This is a genomic window from Pseudoalteromonas sp. TAB23 (assembly GCF_000498075.1).
In the GTDB taxonomy this organism is placed as follows: domain Bacteria; phylum Pseudomonadota; class Gammaproteobacteria; order Enterobacterales; family Alteromonadaceae; genus Pseudoalteromonas; species Pseudoalteromonas arctica.
This window is the reverse complement of sequence record NZ_AUTP01000034.1, coordinates 18,072-37,391: the sequence shown is the minus strand read 5'-3', so window position 1 is coordinate 37,391 and position 19,320 is coordinate 18,072. Positions and strand designations below refer to the sequence as shown.

Here is a 19,320-nt window from a genome sequence, read left to right as displayed (position 1 = left end):
CATTTACCCGCTAGCGCAGTATCAACACCTACTACAGAGCAAGCAGAGCCTGAAAAAGGGCCGCATAATGGTCGTATGCTTCGTGAAGGAAGCTTCGCATTGGAGTTAGCGATTTTCGAAACAGGCGTACCACCTGAGTTTAGAGTATGGTTAACGGATAATAAAAACCCAATTAATCCCGACGATGTTGAATTAACGGTTACGTTAACCCGATTAGGTAATGTGATTGATGATATTAAGTTTATTAGCCAAAGTGACTTTTTACGTGGGGATATGGAAATTTACGAACCGCACTCTTTTATTGTCACAGTAAATGCGAGCTACCAAGGAAAAAAATATCGTTGGCAATACGATAACCTAGAGGGGCGAACAAAAATCGAACCCGCAGTAGCAGATGCAATGGCGATTGAAACTGCAATTGCAGGGTCTCAAAAGCTTCATCAAACGATCCCTGCTTATGGACAGGTTTGGTTACCGCCGAGTGCGCACCGCACTGTTTTTGCACGTTTTGAAGGTGTTATTACACACTTAAATGTAAAGCTTGGCGATAAAGTAAATAAAGGCCAAACTTTAATGACGATTGAAAGTAATGAAAGTTTAAACCCCTATGAGATAAAATCGCCTATTGCTGGTTTTGTCGCAAAACAAATGGCTAATTCAGGTGAGCAAACGAATAACCGAGAACTGCTTGTTATCACAGACGCGAGTCAATCTGTCGTTAAATTAGCAGTCTACCCGAGCGATTACAGCAAAGTATCTCAAGGCACTCTAGTGAGTATTAAGGCAGAAGGTAGTCTTGTGAATATTGCTGGTAAGGTATCATTTATAGAGCCAAAAGTTAGAAGTGATCAGGCAAGAATGGTGTGGGTTACGTTGGCACAACAGGCTGAGCCTTTGTTGGAAGGGAGTTTTGTTAAAGCCGATATTGAAACTGCTTCTTTTGAAGTTCCTTTAGCGGTAAAGAAAATAGGCTTACAGAGCTTTCGTGATTTTACGGTCGTGTATGCAAAAGTCGCTGATGAATATGAAGTCAGGATGCTTGAGCTGGGTCGTTCAGATGCAACATGGGTAGAGGTACTAGGTGGACTGCCTGCTGGTACTGAGTATGTTACTGAAAATAGCTACATCATCAAAGCCGATATTGAAAAGTCTGGCGCGTCACACGATCACTAGGAGAGCGTAATGTTAGAATCGATTTTACGCTTTGCTATAAAGCGAAATATCCTCGTTCTTGTCATGGTATTAGCCATTGCAGGATTAGGCTTATGGAATTTTACTAAACTACCTATTGATGCAGTACCTGATATAACTAATGTTCAGGTTATGATCAACACCGAAGCGCCAGGCTATACGCCGTTAGAGGTTGAACAACGCGTTACTTTTCCCCTCGAAAATGCATTAGCTGGGCTACCAGGGCTTGTAAACACACGTTCTGTGTCTCGTTATGGTTTATCGCAAGTTATTGCTATTTTTTCTGATGATACCGATGTTTACTTTGCTCGCCAGTTGGTTAATGAGCGGCTGTCTAGTGCTCGTTCCGAGTTACCGATAAACCTTTTACCTGAGCTTGGCCCGATAGCTACTGGGTTAGGTGAAATTTTTATGTTTACGGTTGATGCTGTGCCTGGCGCTAAAAACCCCGACGGTAGTGATGTAACCCCCATTGATTTACGAACAGTACATGACTGGACAATTCGCCCTCAATTAATGCGGGTGCCTGGTGTTGTTGAAGTAAACCCTATTGGTGGTTACGAGCGTGAAATTCTCGTTGCGTTTAAACCTGAAAAACTACTGGCTTATAATCTTACCTCAGCAGATGTTGTTGATGCTATTGGTCAAAACAACCAAAACCAAGGCACCGGATTTATTGAAAAAAGCGGTGCGCAATGGTTAATTCGTGTCCCAGGTCAGGTTGCTGGTTTAACTGAAATCACTAATTTACCCATCAAAACTATAGACGGCAGTGCAGTGTTTATTAAAGATGTTGCCACTATAAGTGATGGTAAAGGGTTGCGTACTGGTGCTGCTACACAAAATGGCCGCGAAGTGGTGATGAGCACCGTGTTCATGCTAATAGGAGAAAACAGCCGCACAGTTGCACAAGGCGTTGGTGAAAAGTTAAAAGAAATCAATGGCAGTTTACCCGAAGGCATTGTCGCAAAAGCGGTGTATGACCGCACCAAACTTGTAGATAAAACACTTTCAACCGTTCAGACTAATCTGCTCGAAGGAGCCATTTTAGTGATTGTTGTATTATTTGTATTACTGGGTAATTTTAGAGCCGCATTTTTAACGGCCTTAGTTATCCCGTTTGCAATGTTAATGACAATAACTGGTATGGTACACACGCGTGTCAGTGCAAATTTGATGAGTTTAGGAGCTTTAGATTTTGGTCTGCTGGTTGATGGTACGATAATTATCGTCGAAAATTGCTTACGGCGTCTAGGGATGAAAGGCGATGCACCCCTTTCGTTGAAAGCGCGTTTGGAGGTCGTTTTTACAGCAACGCGCGAGGTCATACGACCCGCTTTATTTGGTGTATTTATTATCACCGTAGTTTATTTACCTATCTTTGCGCTGGAAGGTGTCGAAGGTAAAATGTTCCATCCGATGGCAATAACCGTTGTGATCGCTCTGCTTTGCTCAATGGCGCTTTCAATCACATTTGTGCCCGCAATGGTGGCTTTACTATTTAAGAAACCGGTTAAAGAAAAACCTAACCATATTATGCTAGGGTTAAGTCGTATTTATAAGCCGGTACTCTCATTAGCATTAAAAGGCCGCTGGGCTGTGGTGCTAATAGCTTGTTTACTCGTAACATTCTTTGGTTATCAAGCCACACGCTTAGGAAGCGAGTTTGCACCAAATCTTGATGAAGGAGACATTGCCATGCATGCGCTTCGTATTCCTGGTACATCATTAAGCCAAGCGATTGAGCTACAAAAAGTGTTGGAAGAAAAAATTACGCAGATGCCTGAAGTCGAGCGCGTATTTGCAAAAATTGGCACCGCAGATGTAGCAACAGATGCAGTACCCCCTAGCGTAGCCGATAACTTTATTATTCTAAAACCACGAGAGCAATGGCCAAACCCTGATAAGTCAAAAGCACAAATTGTTGAAGAGTTAGCAGCCTTAGTTAAGCCAATTCCAGGTAACCGCTATGAGTTTTTACAACCAATTCAAATGCGCTTTAATGAATTATTAGCAGGTGTACGCGCTGAGCTGGCAATTAAAGTGTTTGGTGATGACTTTGAAACACTTGCTGCGTTAGGTAAAGAGATTGAATCTGCTATTGGAAATGTTGACGGTATTGCCGATTTAATGGTTGAGCAAACAAGCGGGTTGCCAATGCTTGAAATTGTACCCAATGTTGAAAAACTAAGCCAGTTTGGTATCAGCAAAGCACACATTCAGTCACAGTTAGCCACCGCATTAGGAGGGACTATTGCAGGTAAGTATTATCAAGGGGATATCCGCTCTAATATTGTTGTTCGTTTAGAAGAGCAGCAGCGTAATAATGTGCAAGAGATAGGTTACTTACCTATTAATTTACCTAATGGTCGCGCTGTGCCGCTCCAAGAGTTAGCAACAATCAAACTCACTAATGGCGCAAGTCAAATTAATCGCGAAAATGCTAAACGTCGTATTGTAGTGACTACCAATGTACGAGGACGTGACTTAGGAAGCTTTGTTGGAGATATTCAAACAATTATTGAAGATAAAGTCACTATTCCTGCTGGTTATTGGATTGAATACGGAGGAACGTATCAAAAGTTACAATCGGCCTCTGAGCGTTTGAGTGTGGTTGTGCCCGTTACATTGTTAATGATTATAGGCTTGCTTATTTTAGCTTTAAACTCACTTAAAGATGCTGCGATTATTTTTACCGGTGTGCCTTTAGCGCTTACCGGCGGAATTGCAGCACTGCTGTTACGTGATATTCCATTTTCAATATCTGCAGCGGTCGGTTTTATTGCTTTATCCGGCATTGCCATATTAAACGGCTTGGTAATGGTATCGTTTATTCGTGAATTACGCAGCTCAGGAATGGGGCTTAATCAAGCGATAACAGAGGGGGCATTAACACGTCTTCGCCCAGTGATAACTACAGCACTGGTTGCCTCATTAGGATTTATTCCTATGGCACTTAATACAGGGATTGGCTCAGAAGTACAGCGGCCTTTAGCAACCGTGGTAATTGGCGGCATTATTTCGTCGACCTTACTAACATTATTTGTGATCCCCGCACTGTATCGACTTTTACACAATGAAAAGGAGTCTATTTTGACTGAAAGTGAAACGTTGGAGCAACATGATGTCAACTAAAATAATAAACGTTAGCATAATGATTATGGTGCTTGTTTTGGCTTTTCTTAGCTTTGAGACCTTGGCCCATGGAGTTGATGACAGCACTCGCGCTTTTTTAGAGCAAAACCAAGGCGTACAGTTTGTGCCATTTATTTATATTGGTGCAAAGCACATGATCACCGGTTACGACCATATATTGTTTTTAATCGGTGTGATCTTCTTTTTGTATCGCAGTAAAGAGGTTTTGCTGTATGTAACCATGTTCACCATCGGCCACAGCACAACGTTACTATTAGGTGTGCTTGGCGATATTCAGATTAATGCCTATTTAATTGACGCTATTATTGGTTTTTCAGTTATTTATAAGGGCTTTGATAACTTAGGTGGGTTTAAGCGTTGTTTTAATTGGCAGCCAAATACAAAAATGGCGGTGCTTATTTTTGGTTTGTTTCATGGCTTTGGTCTAGCAACCAAGTTACAAGAGTTTCAATTACCCGAAGATGGATTACTGACAAACCTAATCGCCTTTAATATTGGCGTAGAGCTTGGCCAATTTTTAGCGCTCGCAGTTATTTTAATTGCCATTAATGCATGGCGTAAACTGCCGTCATTTCAACGTTTTTCAACATTCACCAACGGTGTATTAATGAGTGCCGGTTTAATGCTAGTCGGCTTTCAGTTAACCGGTTATATGATTAATTAATTTAGAGAAATATATGCAACATACAGTTAGTTCAAAAACACTTATAAAAGCCAGTATTACCGCTTCATTAGTTGCGATAATCGCCCTTGTGCTATTTATTCTTCCGGCCGAATATAACATTGATCCAACCGGACTCGGTAAACAACTGGGCGTTACTAAAATAGCTCAGGCATCAGCGCAAAAACCACTTAAAACATCAGATTCATTGCAAGTGGGCAGTGATGAGTTTCAAACAATTGAAGTCACTATCCCTGCAAATCGCGGGGTTGAATATAAATTTGAGATGCAACAATATGAAAAAATGACCTACGAATGGATGACCGATGGCGCTTCTTTACATTTTGATTTACACGGAGAGCCAGCAGGAGACACAACCGGTTACTTCGAAAGCTATGCAATTGCCAATTTAAGCGAAATGAAGGGCAGCTTTACCGCCCCATTTGGGGGCTCACATGGCTGGTACTGGAAAAACAACTCAGATAACCCCGTAGCTATACAGCTTTTAGTAAAAGGACAATATAAAGTAATTGGCTTAAAACAATAAACTTAAAACTTAAAACTTAATAGGAGAAAACAATGAATAGATTAATTCCAATAGCATTAGTTTGTATTTCATTAATGAGTACTGGTGTTCTAGCACATAGTGATCATGGTCACGTTAGCGATCAACAAGCTATTAGTATTGCAGCTAAATCAATAAAGAAATTGGCCTTTAAAGACTATGGTTTTGAGGTTGGAAAACTAAATGATTCTTGGAAAGGTATTTCTTCAGAAGCATTTACTGTCGTAAACGAGAGCGATGATACTTATATTATCCAAGCATCAAATGATAGTGAACAAGTTTATTTCAAAATAGCTAAAAATGGTCAGCTTGTAGATGTAAAATCGAAGAACGATTTCTAATCTAATTGTTAATTGGCACTGTGAGTTTTTACAGTGCCAATTAACTATTTATCGTCAAAAACACTTTTAGCTATTTAGCAATCGAAGTTGGTGAGGTCTTCGAAGTGTCAGAACAGATTGATGCTGGACTCAAAGAGATAATTCAGACTTTAGACTGAGTCAGGTACCCCCATAAATAAACTGTTCATTATATTTTTAAATTAAATACTTTACCTTCTACCTGGCAAGCATCCATATCCCAGCAGCGATCATAAACAGGTTTTCTGTAAGTGAAATAAAGCCTAACGGTACATTACTATCACCGCCTACACATGCACATTTGAGTTCGCGCTTATCTATATATACGGCTTTAAAAACAGAAACAGCACCAACACCACCAATAAATAATGAAATAGGAGCAATACTATATGCTGGCAACCCAGCTATCATTCCAATACCAACAAACGCTTCTAAAAATGGGTAAACATAGGCATACCTCACTACTTTCATCGCCACTAAGTCATAAGTGATAAATGAATTTGAGAAACTAAATAAATCTTGAAGTTTTTGTATTGCCAACACAGCCATAGTTAACGCAACAAATAGCTCCACGGTTTTCATGGAAATTAATCCATGACCCATTGCAAAACTAAATGCCAAACTTAGTAAAAATGCGACCGCGAAGATTGCAATAACCGGGGTGTAAGTTGTACCTTGCTGTCCAGCTTTTGGCTTATCAAAGTAATCACGTAAGTCGTCATAACCACCGATACGTTTATCAGCAATAAATGTTTGTGGTGTGGTCTCTACGTTGTGCTTTGCTTTAAATTTATCTGTTTGTTCACGAGAAGATAATAAGTGATCATTAACATCATAACCCTCGCGTTCTAGAAGGTCTTTTGACTTTAAGCCAAATGGGCAAATATGCTCATCTGTTGCCATTCTATAAAGCTCTGCTGATTTACTCATGTTTAGCTCCCTTTTACGTATTCTTATAAAATTTTACTTAGCATTAAAATCCGGTACAGCTCTAGATTGTGCTTGTTCCTGAGTTTCTGCTAGGCCATTTTTTTCTATATCGTTCAGTAACCACTGCATCTCTTTAATCTCACGACGCTGTGCTTCAATAATATTTGTTGCAAGCTCTTGGACGCGCTTGTCTTTGATATTAGCTCTATCACTAGTCAGTATAGCGATTGAATGATGCGGTATCATGGCTGACATCCAAGACTGATCGTTGACCGTTATTTGCGAACGTACTAAAAATAATGCGCCTACAAAGCTAATAATGCTGATCCCTAAAACTACGCTGTTTTTCTTTTTATCCTTATACATATTTAGCATAAACAACAGCATAACTACCGCCATTGCAGCCCCCATATAAATAGCCATATAGGTACGCGTTTCACTAAAAAACACATGGCTTAGCTGATAACTATTCAAATACATTAGTACAAACATGACTAATGTTGATGTGGCTATCATTAAGAAAAATTTTAAATACTGTGACATTACAATGGCTCCTTTTCAGTTGTTCAACTTGTATTTTATTTATACTAAGGGGTATTACTTACAATTTATAAGGCGTAAGCCCACTATATATTTAATCATCGCATTAATACTTACGGCTAATTCAATAACTATGCCATAAGAGTTAAAACTGCACTGCGTATTTGCTGATATGCTTATAAGTATGTTGCTGTGAATCTTGAGTAAGTACTTCAATATTATATTTATGAAAACGATTGCCCATCTCCATACCTGGCGTGCCAACAGGCATTGCCGGAACTGTCAGCCCGATCGTTTTCTGAGGGTGTTGTTCAGCTAAAAACTGCTTTATATATTTAGCTGGCACGTGCCCTTCAAAAACATACCCATCGGCTGAAACAGCGCTATGGCATGAGCGCATATTTGGCTTTATTTGATATTGAGCTTTAATTAGCCCCATATCAGCAACATCTATTGCTTTTGTTTTAATGCCACTTTCATTAATATGCTCAATCCATTTTTTACAGCACCCACAGTTTTTACTTTTATAAACTGTCAACTCAATCTCTGTTTTATCTTTTTCTATGGCCTCTTGGACTGGCAATACACTGTGTGGGTTTTCCATACTTTTTACTGATATAGACACCGCCAACATCACTGAAAGTGCAGTTGTTATGTACGTTAATCGCATGTTACTTCCTTAATTTGACCAATGAATATGTGTGATTTTCCAGCCATTGCGGGTCTTTTTTAGAGTCATTGACTCCATACCCGTTGTGTTAATGGCTTTACCTTTGTAGCTGCCCATCGTTTCACTTCGCGAAATGGAGTAAGCGATATCACCACTTATATAAACCTGATGTTCTAATAGTTTGCTATTAACCGAACTGAGGTATTTCATATCCGCTAGCATGTGGTGATTTGCATATTCATCGGCAGAACGCTCAACGCCTCCGCCTTCAAAAATAATGACGTTATCAGCTAATAATGAGCGAGCTTTTTTTTGATCACTTTGATTTAATGCTTGGTGAAAGGCACTTACTGCTTGCGCAGCTGGGGTATCGGTACCAACAAATAACACACGCTCATTTGCATGTTCCTCATTCTTGTGTGCGCTTACAGCTAGTGAGTTCAATGCGCCAAAAAGTAATAGCGATGTTATGATTATTTTTGCAGAGTTATTAAACATGTTGCTCTCTTTTTATTAAATTAATTTGGGGGACCAACAAGTGTGGTGAACACGCTTGTTGTAATAAGTACAAAAGCAGCTATCAGCATTTCTACACTGATGGAACGTTTTAGTGTACCTACATGCTGTTTTTGGGTGATTCTCGGAACTAAAATTAGTTTGTGCCAAGCCCCCATCATAAGCATCGCGCTCACTAGTAGCAGTTTTAGCAAAATTAATTGCCCATAACTTGACGTGAACAGCGCTGATAACGAATGCAGGTAATTAAGCAAAAGCGCTAAACCTGAAATAAGCAGCACAAATACAACGATGATGGCTAAGTGCCCAAACAGGTGCATTACCTTCTTAACTTCATGAACAGATAATATGGTACAGCTTTTATATAGTGGCCACAGTGACCCCACCCAACTTGCTATTGCAAGAAGGTGAAAAGTTAACATGCTTTTTACTAACCCATTTTCATTTGCACTGTGACCTGTGAAAGTGAAGCTATATGCAATAGATATAAGCAAAACCAACATAACTGTATTATTTATAACCACTGCAAAACGGTGCTTTATGTTAATGCGCCAATTAAGTGCAACAATCATAGCCACAAAAAGCGCTGCGCCTCTGAAAAGAGCTTGTTCTCCTATAACTGATTGCCAAACAATCTCTTGCATAAAAGGGTCTAGCATTCCCGTTACACCAGATTCTGCAATTGCACCAGCTTCAATTGGTACTTGTAAAATGACAGCAATAAAACCCAATGCCACACATTGAATTTGCCAGCGCTTTAAATACTGAGAGAAACTTATAAAGTGATGACCAGATAAATTACTGGCGATAATAAAACGAATTAAAAAAGTACCAGCAAGTGCGGCCAAAGCACTATAGCTTGCTAGCTTTAATAATAGTAAAAGTACTGACCATTCACTTACTTGTATCATGCTGCTACTTAATGATTGTGTTTGCTGTGGGCATTAGATTGTTCTTGCATCATATTACTTGACTCACTTTGATGTACCATAAAAGAAAACGAATCTGACATTTTATGTCCATCCCCCCCAAGTACTGTCCATTTAACCGTGTAGGTACCATGTGCTAAACTCGGCAGCGACCAATTAAAGTCTGTGCTTGGGGTGGAGCTAGGTTTGAAATCAAAGTTTATTGATTTATTTTTTTCATCTTTGATGATGACTTTTGCTAGCCTTACTTCACCACCAAAAGTTAACGAAAGTTGCTCTGGGCTTTGCATTAACATGGCTTCTTGCGTAGGTGTTGATTGCTTGAGTGATATATGCGCTGATGCGGAAAATGTAAGCACTAAACCTAAAATAACTACTGCAGAATTAAATAACTTCATAATTACCTCTTATTTAAAATGATTAAAACCAAAATTTAATACCCGCAACAAATGCGGTGTTATTGCTACTTTGTCCACTTGATGTGGCATAGTCGGCGGTACTGCCAAATTTATTGCTCCATTCAACGCCAATATAGGGCGCAAACTGGCGTGTAAACTCATAACGAACCCTAAAGCCAATCGCGCTGCTTGATAGGCCACTTCCAAGTTCGTTTTGTTTATCGTTTTTGCCATAAAGTGTAATTTCGGCTCGCGGTTGTATAATTAACTTTTGCGTGAGTAGTAGTTCGTACTCTGCCTCTAACGTAAATGCGGTACTGCCTCGCTCACCTACGTACGCTGTCATATCAAGTTCAAACCAGTAAGGGGCTAAACCTTGTAAGCCAAAAGCCAACCATTGCCGATTTTCACCTTCTTTATTGTAATCAAGACGAACACCTGCTTGAGTATCCCAATATGCTGATACGGCGTGACCCCATAAAATATCGGTTTGGTTTTCCTCAAGGCTTCCTTCGCTGAAATCCCCCTCAGTTTTAACTACCAATCGATCAAAGGTAGTGCCGTACCATGCTTGTAAGTCAAATACACCTGCATTTGCTTGCTCGTTATATTCAAGACGATCGCCTAGTAATGCGTAAAATGGATGCTCATCAGCGAGTGTTAATCGCTCATTGCCCTCAAGCACATATGGGCCTTCTGTTAAAGTTGTTCCCGCAGAGTAAGCATGAGGGTCTCTTGCATCTTTAGGTGCATCTCCCCCTTGTGGTTGCATCTTAGCGCTACTCTTTTGTGCCATTTCACTTTGCGCTAATAAAGGGAAGCTAATTAATGAAGCCCCAGTTAACATTAATAAACCTAATGATTTAGATAGTTTTAATTGTTTCATGATACGACTACCTCTCTAAACATGCCGGCATCCATATGGAATAATAAATGACAATGCCAAGCCCAGCGCCCTACATCGTGAGGGGTGGTTAAGAAGCTGATTCTTTGTGCGGGTTGAACAGGTATCGTATGACGTCGCACTTGCACATCACCTTGCTCGTTTTCTAAATCACTCCACATACCATGCAAATGCATAGGGTGTGTCATCATGGTATCGTTTTGTAAAATAACTCTTAAACGTTGGTTATGCTTCATATGCACTGGCGTGCTTTTACCAAATTCTAAGCCATCAAATGACCAGCTATAACGCTCCATGTTGCCGGTTAAATGCAGCTCAATTTCAGCTTCTGGCTCTTGCTGGTTAGTGATCCCTTCAAGTGAGTGTAAATCTGCAAGTGTTAAAACACGGCGACCATTTTTACGTAAACCAATACCGGGATCATCAAGATTTGTTCTAGGCATATCAACGCGCATATCAACTGAGGCTCCATACTCCGTTTTTGCATGACGCACTTTAGAGCTGGCAACCGCCAATGGGTTTTCAGACATACCATGTTTGCTATGATCCATCGCCATTGCACCGTGGCCCATTGCGCTATGATCCATTTTTTTAGAGTTCATGCCTGACATACCAGCCATTGCAGAATGCTCACCGCCGTGGGTCATATTGCCCATCATATCGGTCATCGTTAACCACTCAACAGGATCCAGAGCAGGTATTGGCGCATCAATATTAGGTGCCGTTGATAAAGTTCCTTTTGCGTAACCTGAGCGGTCCATGCTTTGAGCAAAAATCGTATACGCATCATTTTTTGGCTCAACAATCACGTCATAGGTTTCACCAGGGCCGAATCTAAATTCATCAACTGTCACTGGTTCAACGTTTTGCCCATCTGCTTGTACAACCGTCAGTTTTAGCTCGGGGATACGCACGTCAAAAAAGCTATTACTAGAGCCATTAATAAACCTTAACCTAAGCTTTTCACCGACTTTAAATAATCCACGCCAGTTTGCCATTGGAGTACTACCGTTCATTAAAAAAGTCATTGCTGATGCAGATAAATCAGCTAAGTCTGTAGGGTTCATTCGCATCTGATTCCACATTTTTCGGCGCTGTAGAGCATTTGAAATACTGCTGCTTGAAACGTCATCGAAAAACTCTGGAACAGTAGGTTGATTGAAGTTAAATACATCACTCTGTACTTTTAATTTACGGAACAGCGCCATAGGGTCATCATCAGTCCAATCAGATAATTGAATAACATGTTCGTTATCTGCACTAATAATATCGTTTTCTCGCGGTTCAATAATTAATGCACCGTACATGCCTGTCATTTCTTGAAAACCACTGTGGGAGTGATACCAATATGTACCGCTTTGCTGTAGCTTAAATTTATAAATAAAGGTTTCGCCCGGCATAATGCCTTTAAAACTGATACCTGGCACGCCATCCATCTGATAAGGTAGAATGATGCCATGCCAATGGATAGAGCTCGGTACTGATAAGTTATTTGTTACTCTTATAGTAACATCATCACCTTCTTTTAAGCGCAAGGTTGGAGCGGGTATAGAACCATTAATTGTTGTCGCCATACGTACTACGCCGGTAAAGTTAACCGGCGATTCATCTATGACCAGATCTATGACTTCGCCGCTTAATTCGGGCACAGTGCCTGTTAGTGTTCCTGCTACTAAAGATGATGCAGCATGTAACACGCTCGGAAAAGCAGCAAGTACACCACCTGCAATTATGCCTTGAACAAATCGTCTTCGTGGTGTGCTAACCTGTTGTGATGACTTTTTAAACCCCATTTCCTTACTCCTTCATAGCAGAATAGTTATTAAGTATAGAAAATAGACCTGTCTTTAACATGACGCGAACATTACAAAGTTGTAATCTTGATGTCATGTTGCTGTTACGGTGAATACGGCATAATCTTATAACAGACAATAATTATAACTTTAATAAAGGTTTTGCATGCGCTTACTAGTTGTTGAAGATGAAGTGAAAACAGGTGATTACTTAAAGCAAGGTCTGAGTGAAGCTGGTTTTCAAGTTTCATTAGCACGTAATGGGCTCGATGGGCATCATTTAGCAATGACTGAGTTATTTGATGTCATAATTTTGGATGTAATGTTGCCAGATGTATCTGGTTGGCGAATTTTACAATCTATTCGTGAAGTGAATAAAGACGTTCCTGTTCTTTTTCTATCGGCTCGTGACAGTGTCGATGACAGAGTAAAAGGGCTTGAATTAGGCGCTGATGACTACTTAATAAAGCCCTTTGCATTCTCTGAAGTGTTAGCAAGGGTACGCACGCTTCTTCGTCGCGGAAACGCGCATAAAACCGAAGACATCTTACAAGCCTATGATTTAAAAGTTAATATTCAAAAACGGAATGTATTTCGTGCCGAACAACGTATACTCCTAAGCAATAAAGAATTTAGTTTACTTGAACTATTACTGCGCCGTGAGGGTGAAGTACTTCCTCGTTCACTAATCGCTTCTCAAGTTTGGGATATGAACTTTGATAGCGATACAAATGTCATTGATGTAGCCATTCGCAGACTCAGAAGTAAAGTTGATGATGGTTTTCCAGTAAAGCTAATACACACTGTGCGTGGCATGGGTTACAAGCTTGAGGTAATAACCGATGAGCCTTAATGAAAAACCATTATCTTTAACAATGCGAGTGGTATTGTTTGTTGCTTTGACAGTGATAGGCTGCTTAACCCTCGTCGCTTCGCTTATAAGTAGCTCAATAAATCATCATTTTTTACAACAAGATAGTGGTGAATTAAAAGTTATCACACAGTCTGTCAAATCCGTTTTATCTAAGCCATACGCGTCGGAAAAAAACCTTAGAAATGCGTTATCTCAAGCCGTGGCGGGTCATCATGGGGTTTATTATCAAGTTAATACAGCTCAAGGAAGGCTTATATATAAAAGTACGGCAACAGACTTTAGCGAATTTGTTTTAAAAGTAACCACCTCAAACAGTTTTAACCAAAACAACATAGTTGAATGGCAAAAAAACACACATACTTATCGCGCTTTAGTGAGTGACTTTAGTACTGAGCAGCAACTTTATAAGATCACAGCTGCTATTGATATGAGCTTTCATTTACACTTTCTCAATCAATTTCAGCAAAGCCTTTGGGCTATTATGTTTGGTTCAGCGGTACTCATTTTATTGGTGGCTTGGTTTGCTATACATCAAGGACTCAACCCAATACGTGGTTTAAGCCAGAAAATGCATGATATCCAAACTAATAAAATGGATGTAAGGCTTGATGAAGGCCAAGTACCGATTGAGCTTGTTAATATGGTGCAATCTTTCAATGCAATGCTAGACAGGTTACAAGGTGAGTTTATCCGCCTATCAAATTTTTCCAGTGATATTGCTCATGAGCTACGTACACCGCTTACCAATATAATAACTCAAACACAGGTTGGTCTATCTAAAAAAAGACAATCCGAAGAGTACCAAGAGTTATTATTTTCTAACCTCGAAGAGCTTGAGCGGCTAACTAAGATGGTTAACGACATGCTTTGGCTGGCAAAATCTCAAAACGGCCTAATTAAACCAGCCCAAGATATTTTATCCAGCCATGAAGAAATTGAGGTGCTGTTTGAGTATTTTGATGCATTAGCTGAAGAGTCATCGCTGATACTTCATAAAGCAGGTGAAAACATCAGCTTTTATTGTGACAAGCTACATTTTCGTCAATTGTTATCAAACCTGTTATCGAATGCTATAAGATATGCACCGAAGGGGTCATCAATTACGGTATGTAGTGAAATAACATCTGCTGAAAAAGTATGTATCTGTGTGAGTAATACCGGTGAGAAAATACCTTCTGCACATTTACCTTATTTATTTGATCGCTTTTATCGATCAGATAAGTCTCGTCAACGCCATAGTGATGGCGCTGGTTTAGGGCTCGCTATAGTTAAAGCCTTAGCTGAAGCTAATGGCGGGAATGTAAAGGTTTGTTCAAACGATCAGAATACCTGCTTTAATGTTTATTTAAATTTATTTAAATAGTATTCATTTAATGTCAGCTATACTAATAATCGGCTCATGTGTTGAAACTTGCCTTTGACAATTGTACTTATTCAGTTAAATAATTATTTTACCTTTTCCACATTGTTAGTTCAGCCGCTTTATATTGATATTGATATTGTAGTATCGTAAGTGCTAACCCATTATGTTGAGCTGCAATATTTGTTATATGGCTTTTTAATTGTTGAACTTCATCAGGGTACATCTCATTTAACCTTGTTTCATTTTTTAGGCGATGCTTTAAGCAATTGAAGATATATTAATTTTTCTTCAGTAAAAATAACTCTGACTCAAGATCATTTATCTTTTTTAAGTGCTGGTGATTTGAAAGCGCTAGGGCATTGTGGGTAGAAGAAATTTGTGCCATTTGCTCTTTTAAGCTGGCTATTTCCGCTCGATATTTTTCTTTTAACCGTTTCTCGTTGGCAAGCTTTTCACGTAACTTAGTAACATCTGAGTTTTGCTGTGCTTGCTTTTTTGTTATAGCTTTTGATTTTAGTAGTTTAATTTTTTCAATGACGTCTGAGTAATAGTAAGCTGAGCCATTACCAAGGTTAGCTTCTTCCTCAACTGCAATGGCACTTAAACCTCGTTTGGCATCAATACGTACTGTATCGCCAGAAAGTATCCTGTCAATTGCGCTTAGAAGCTCTAACCTTGTATTCTCTGACTTACTCAAAGCTGTCTGATCTCAATTTCGGGTTTGTATGGAGTGTAGCTTATCTCAAAGTAGTCCATAACCTTTTCAGCTGCACGTAATTGCGTAATAAAATGGCTTAGCTGCGATTGAGATAGTTTAGTATGCTGCTCCATTTCAGTTATAGTCTCAACAATCCACTGATGTCGTTTTTGCCAAGCTTGTGCTTTTGTTTCGTCTATAACAACGTTCTCGCAGTTAAAACAGTTGGTTGGTGATACGACCTTTTCCATTCTGCATTCATAACCAGCCATGCAGTATGAGTGAAGTGTACCAGCAATAGATATTCTACCAGCAGATACTTGAGCATAAAGAGCATCCCAGGATGAGTATTTAACAGCGGTATCTTCTCTATCTTTAACAACATCTATACCTTTCTTACCATATAGCTTGTCATCTGAGTTATACCACTGATGCAATAGTTGTGTAGTGACTTCTCTATCTACTTCTTGAAGTAAATTATTGAGTTCTGAATCCACTTTTACATGTTTTATTTTGGCTGCTACGCCGCCTTCTGAGTACCACTGTGCCATTGGTAAATACAGGTGCTTGTATTGCTGCTTAATAGCGACGTCAGATAGTAAGTTGTAACGTTTGCCAAACACCGCAAAAGTTCGTCTGAGTTGATGGGTTGTAAAAGCCCAAGGCTTACCTATAACTATCTTTTGCTTGTAAGCGTGTGTGTTTAGGTTTGGATTTAGAAGTTTAAACTCTTCATAATCTTGCTCATTTACGATGGCGCCAGCCTCTTCTACTAACTGCTTATGATGAAGGGCAAAAGGTGGACCTGTCAGCATGTTTGGCTTTCTGCATTTCATTTGTTGAACTAACCAGATGCTTGAGGCTCTAGCATTTTCAACTCGGTCATCTGAGAGCATGAGCTGGGTTCTCATATTTTGTGTCAGTAAAGATGCTAGTTCTATTGCTTTTCCAGTTATTGGAGATGTCAACCATTCTGCTTTTTCCGGCACTGCGGGGGTCATTTTACTATGATAGGACTGAAGTGAATAAAACACTTGGTCTTTTAGTTTTAACTTTTTGAAACTATCAGGATGTAAGCTATAAATCTCGCTTCTTCTCATGCCTGAAAAGGCACCACAGATTATAAAGCAGCAAGTAAGAATATGGGAGTATAACCAATTGAATCTTCGTATATCACTAGGAATTAACTTTTCTGTATCGGCGTTGGAAATATAGCTTTTAAGTATATTGGTAGAAGTTTGGGGTTTAGCTTTAGTTATCTCAGCTTTGTAGTGAGGGGAATCAGATGTTAACCAATTCCATTGTCCTGATTTTATTTTGTTATCTACGGCCGCTTTACCAATTTCATAGTTTTCTTGCTGCTCGGTATGGATAGCTAATAATGTATCTCGAATAGGATAGTAAGTATCTATATACTCGATAGCCTTTGTGTATATGAGTTGCATCAAGCGTGATGGAATGGCATAAAATTGCTCGCTTTCTAACTTTGTAGGACATCCTAGCTGACGGCCTAATTCTGTAATTGATGTTGTTAAAGGTAATGATAGTTTTATGGGGATTTGGTTTCTTATAGCCTGAATCCAATTTAATGCAACAATGAGTTTGGAAATATATCTTCCACACATTTTAAGTGACTTTAAATATTCGCAAAACCTAGAAAACTGTATGGGATGGTTAAGGACACAGATCGAATCTGCTTTGATGGATTCTATGTATTTATATACTTGGGTTAAATTGATATTTCTCTCTAAAAATGTTGTGGTTTTTATCGTTGCCCCTTGCCTTAAAGTGCCGACAGCAAACAAACCAAGGAATGCGAGTAACTTTTGTTCTTGTAATAGCGAAGTGGTTGTTAAATGTGTAAATGAGGCGCGTTTTTTAGAAACAATTTTTGCATCTACATAGTGTGTTAAATCCCATATGTTATCGCCAAAGTAACTTATGGTTTTACCATTTTGGTCAATCATTACTGGGATTTTGTTTAAATTGTCCCAATCCTTATTTTCAAAATACTGTATTGCCTGTTCAACAAAAACAGTATTCTCTTTTATAACTTGTTCTGGTGCAGCAAGTAACGGTTTCATAGCATTTCCTTATAAAACCAAATTAAGCGTATCGGGCCAAAAAGGGTGGCGACCAATTGTATGTAGCTTCCGCTCAGCTTGCCTGCGCACTTTTAAGTCGATACTAAAAAGCACTTGCTTTATTTTTCTTAGTACTCGATCAAAATTGTTTTTAAAGTGTGACATGTTGAGGTGATCTTCTTTGGCATCCTCTAACGCTTCATAAAAACTCAATAAACACCAAATATCATCAACTTCTTCAACCAGCACTTGATTTGGGCAGGAAAAGCAATTTAATAAGTCTGCACAGGCAAGATGGGTCATGTCAACGCTATCGATAGAGGCCTTTCGTCGAAAACGGTCACCATGGTTATCAAAGGGGTCTTTGCAACCTGTACCTAAAGGTGTTTTTTGACCATTCCCTGATTTAGCATAGCGGTTTACGAATTCATCATAGGGTAGTATTTCTAGATTCATTTGCTCAAGAGTTTGTTCTCGTGCTCTACTAATATCGCCACATTTAATTGCATTTTCTAAGGTGTTAGCTGTGGCTTGAAGTTGGGCGTTATTTTCTGACTCGTTACCTCTGCTATAGTGCTTTCGAACTACATCAGGTGTGTTATTGAGCAACATGGATGTTTCGAGTGAGTTTCCTGTGAGTGCTAAGTAATTAGATGCACCTGTAGCTCTAAAGCGTTTAGCTTCAGGCCTAAGTTGTTGACCATTGTCATCAGTCAAATCGAATATATTAATTAGCCAATTCATATTGGAACGAATATGCGTTGGGCACAAGGGCTTATTTATCCCGTTAAGACATTGATGAAGTAGTCTATTGGCATCTGGAAACAGCACGTGCGTAAGGGTGATAAGGTCATTAATAAAATTTAGCGCATGCTTTGGAATGTCTGTGCTAAGATTATCGCCGAGCTCGATGGTAACAAATTTATTAGCTCTCTTCTTTAATGCTGTTTGCACAAACCACTTACCTTGCTGTCCCTTTTTTTGTGAAGCTTTGGGGATATCCATATCTCTTATCGTACTAGCGTTTGCCCATGTGTAATAGGCAAGTAAGAAATATGCAGCACAGTAACACTTGGTAATAGCACCACTTACAGGCACTTCGATTTTATTAAAAGAAAAGCTCGCGTATTGGTCGCTTCTCCTTGCTTGAATGTATTCTTTAGGTGAGGTTTGAATTTGCTTGGAAAGCTGAAAATATAGTTCTTTTAGTATTTTAATTAACTTTTTCAATTCAGATTCTGAGTATGCTTGAGTTGGATTTATTTGGCTGCGAAATAGTTTGAATTTAGAAAACCACTCATCAACAGGGTGATCTAGCATCTTCATTATTGTTCTTATACTACTTAATTCACCTTTTGCTGTGTTTGAACTTTTGCTGCCAATTCTAACGCTGTGAACTAGAGCTGTTTCAAATGCATTGATACCCTCTTTTGAATCTGGATTTACGGGAATACTGTCACAAATATTCACATACCGTGTAAATGTTCTAAAAAGGGTATTCATTGTTGTGTCAGTATATTCTGTATTAGCTTTGAATGCTTGATACCACTTAATGATTTGGTTGTCTCGGTTAAGCAAAGTACCCCGATGCATTTCAAAAAGTTTAGGCACGCCTTTGTATCTAAATCTTTGAAAGTCTGGGTATACAAATTGTATCACCATAAATATTTAACTTAAGGTCAATATTTAA

At 39.2% G+C, this 19,320-nt stretch carries 18 protein-coding genes; 7 read left to right on the top strand and 11 right to left on the bottom strand.

What is annotated here, in order from left to right:
• From L654_RS0100825 to L654_RS0100805, 5 genes are all read left to right on the top strand, one after another.
• On the top strand, positions 1 to 1,173 hold a 1,173-nt coding region (locus L654_RS0100825), incomplete at its 5' end, for an efflux RND transporter periplasmic adaptor subunit (RefSeq protein ID WP_024606962.1).
• A gap of 9 nt (positions 1,174 to 1,182) precedes the next feature.
• Positions 1,183 to 4,326, top strand: coding sequence for a CusA/CzcA family heavy metal efflux RND transporter (locus L654_RS0100820; RefSeq protein ID WP_024589680.1), 3,144 nt, complete (start codon positions 1,183 to 1,185; stop codon positions 4,324 to 4,326).
• Positions 4,316 to 5,011, top strand: coding sequence for a HupE/UreJ family protein (locus L654_RS0100815; protein ID WP_024589681.1), 696 nt, complete (start codon positions 4,316 to 4,318; stop codon positions 5,009 to 5,011). Before L654_RS0100820 ends, L654_RS0100815 begins: the two co-directional genes overlap by 11 nt.
• Before the next feature lie 13 nt (positions 5,012 to 5,024).
• Positions 5,025 to 5,555: a hypothetical protein gene (locus L654_RS0100810; protein ID WP_024589682.1), complete on the top strand. Its 531-nt coding sequence runs from the start codon at positions 5,025 to 5,027 to the stop codon at positions 5,553 to 5,555.
• A 32-nt stretch (positions 5,556 to 5,587) separates the two neighbouring features.
• Positions 5,588 to 5,914, top strand: a complete 327-nt coding sequence (locus L654_RS0100805) for a DUF6488 family protein (protein ID WP_016900200.1) — start codon at positions 5,588 to 5,590, stop codon at positions 5,912 to 5,914.
• 216 nt (positions 5,915 to 6,130) lie between these two features.
• On the opposite strand, the gene L654_RS1000000127670 is transcribed toward L654_RS0100805, so the two are convergent.
• The 8 genes from L654_RS1000000127670 to L654_RS0100765 form a co-directional block, all read right to left on the bottom strand.
• On the bottom strand, positions 6,131 to 6,862 hold the full coding sequence (locus L654_RS1000000127670) for a glutaredoxin (protein ID WP_016900199.1): 732 nt from the start codon (positions 6,860 to 6,862) through the stop codon (positions 6,131 to 6,133).
• 33 nt (positions 6,863 to 6,895) lie between these two features.
• Positions 6,896 to 7,405 carry a DUF305 domain-containing protein gene (locus L654_RS0100795; protein ID WP_016900198.1) on the bottom strand — a complete coding sequence of 170 codons (510 nt, stop codon included), beginning with the start codon at positions 7,403 to 7,405 and terminating at the stop codon, positions 6,896 to 6,898.
• A 142-nt stretch (positions 7,406 to 7,547) separates the two neighbouring features.
• Positions 7,548 to 8,072 carry a DUF411 domain-containing protein gene (locus L654_RS0100790; protein WP_016900197.1) on the bottom strand — a complete coding sequence of 175 codons (525 nt, stop codon included), beginning with the start codon at positions 8,070 to 8,072 and terminating at the stop codon, positions 7,548 to 7,550.
• Between the two features lie 9 nt (positions 8,073 to 8,081).
• Positions 8,082 to 8,570: a nuclear transport factor 2 family protein gene (locus tag L654_RS0100785; protein WP_002963268.1), complete on the bottom strand. Its 489-nt coding sequence runs from the start codon at positions 8,568 to 8,570 to the stop codon at positions 8,082 to 8,084.
• A gap of 20 nt (positions 8,571 to 8,590) precedes the next feature.
• Positions 8,591 to 9,496, bottom strand: coding sequence for a CopD family protein (locus tag L654_RS0100780; protein WP_024589683.1), 906 nt, complete (start codon positions 9,494 to 9,496; stop codon positions 8,591 to 8,593).
• Between the two features lie 11 nt (positions 9,497 to 9,507).
• The gene (locus L654_RS0100775) at positions 9,508 to 9,915 is read right to left on the bottom strand and encodes a copper resistance CopC family protein (protein ID WP_024589684.1); all 408 of its coding nucleotides are present in this window, start codon (positions 9,913 to 9,915) and stop codon (positions 9,508 to 9,510) included.
• 22 nt (positions 9,916 to 9,937) lie between these two features.
• A complete protein-coding gene (locus L654_RS0100770; protein WP_024606961.1) occupies positions 9,938 to 10,801 on the bottom strand; it encodes a copper resistance protein B in 864 nt (287 codons plus the stop codon).
• Entirely contained in the window at positions 10,798 to 12,612 is a 1,815-nt protein-coding gene (locus L654_RS0100765) for a copper resistance system multicopper oxidase (protein ID WP_024589686.1), read from the bottom strand. Before L654_RS0100765 ends, L654_RS0100770 begins: the two co-directional genes overlap by 4 nt.
• Positions 12,613 to 12,778: 166 nt before the next feature.
• Here L654_RS0100765 and L654_RS0100760 point away from each other — a divergent pair, with 166 nt between their 5' ends.
• Both L654_RS0100760 and L654_RS0100755 read left to right on the top strand, forming a co-directional pair.
• Positions 12,779 to 13,465 (top strand): heavy metal response regulator transcription factor, encoded by a 687-nt coding sequence (locus tag L654_RS0100760; RefSeq protein ID WP_024591714.1) that lies wholly within the window; start codon positions 12,779 to 12,781, stop codon positions 13,463 to 13,465.
• Positions 13,455 to 14,849, top strand: a complete 1,395-nt coding sequence (locus L654_RS0100755) for a heavy metal sensor histidine kinase (RefSeq protein ID WP_024591713.1) — start codon at positions 13,455 to 13,457, stop codon at positions 14,847 to 14,849. Before L654_RS0100760 ends, L654_RS0100755 begins: the two co-directional genes overlap by 11 nt.
• A gap of 277 nt (positions 14,850 to 15,126) precedes the next feature.
• Here L654_RS0100755 and L654_RS0100745 read toward each other — a convergent pair whose 3' ends face one another.
• Genes L654_RS0100745 through L654_RS0100735 form a run of 3 tightly spaced genes read right to left on the bottom strand, consistent with a single transcriptional unit; the run spans position 15,127 to position 19,241 of the window.
• On the bottom strand, positions 15,127 to 15,546 hold the full coding sequence (locus L654_RS0100745; RefSeq protein WP_024591712.1) for a hypothetical protein: 420 nt from the start codon (positions 15,544 to 15,546) through the stop codon (positions 15,127 to 15,129).
• Positions 15,543 to 17,630: a hypothetical protein gene (locus L654_RS0100740; protein ID WP_024591711.1), complete on the bottom strand. Its 2,088-nt coding sequence runs from the start codon at positions 17,628 to 17,630 to the stop codon at positions 15,543 to 15,545. Before L654_RS0100740 ends, L654_RS0100745 begins: the two co-directional genes overlap by 4 nt.
• A gap of 9 nt (positions 17,631 to 17,639) precedes the next feature.
• Positions 17,640 to 19,241: a hypothetical protein gene (locus tag L654_RS0100735; RefSeq protein WP_139016084.1), complete on the bottom strand. Its 1,602-nt coding sequence runs from the start codon at positions 19,239 to 19,241 to the stop codon at positions 17,640 to 17,642.
• Positions 19,242 to 19,320 lie beyond the last annotated feature (79 nt).

Coding starts and splice junctions, on each gene's coding strand:
- L654_RS0100770 (WP_024606961.1), bottom strand. CDS start 10,801: ATGAAACAATTAAAACTATCTAAATCATTAGGTTTATTAATGTTAACT.
- L654_RS1000000127670 (WP_016900199.1), bottom strand. CDS start 6,862: ATGAGTAAATCAGCAGAGCTTTATAGAATGGCAACAGATGAGCATATT.
- L654_RS0100785 (WP_002963268.1), bottom strand. CDS start 8,570: ATGTTTAATAACTCTGCAAAAATAATCATAACATCGCTATTACTTTTT.
- L654_RS0100815 (WP_024589681.1), top strand. CDS start 4,316: ATGTCAACTAAAATAATAAACGTTAGCATAATGATTATGGTGCTTGTT.
- L654_RS0100795 (WP_016900198.1), bottom strand. CDS start 7,405: ATGTCACAGTATTTAAAATTTTTCTTAATGATAGCCACATCAACATTA.
- L654_RS0100765 (WP_024589686.1), bottom strand. CDS start 12,612: ATGGGGTTTAAAAAGTCATCACAACAGGTTAGCACACCACGAAGACGA.
- L654_RS0100820 (WP_024589680.1), top strand. CDS start 1,183: ATGTTAGAATCGATTTTACGCTTTGCTATAAAGCGAAATATCCTCGTT.
- L654_RS0100755 (WP_024591713.1), top strand. CDS start 13,455: ATGAGCCTTAATGAAAAACCATTATCTTTAACAATGCGAGTGGTATTG.
- L654_RS0100740 (WP_024591711.1), bottom strand. CDS start 17,630: ATGAAACCGTTACTTGCTGCACCAGAACAAGTTATAAAAGAGAATACT.
- L654_RS0100805 (WP_016900200.1), top strand. CDS start 5,588: ATGAATAGATTAATTCCAATAGCATTAGTTTGTATTTCATTAATGAGT.
- L654_RS0100810 (WP_024589682.1), top strand. CDS start 5,025: ATGCAACATACAGTTAGTTCAAAAACACTTATAAAAGCCAGTATTACC.
- L654_RS0100775 (WP_024589684.1), bottom strand. CDS start 9,915: ATGAAGTTATTTAATTCTGCAGTAGTTATTTTAGGTTTAGTGCTTACA.
- L654_RS0100760 (WP_024591714.1), top strand. CDS start 12,779: ATGCGCTTACTAGTTGTTGAAGATGAAGTGAAAACAGGTGATTACTTA.
- L654_RS0100790 (WP_016900197.1), bottom strand. CDS start 8,072: ATGCGATTAACGTACATAACAACTGCACTTTCAGTGATGTTGGCGGTG.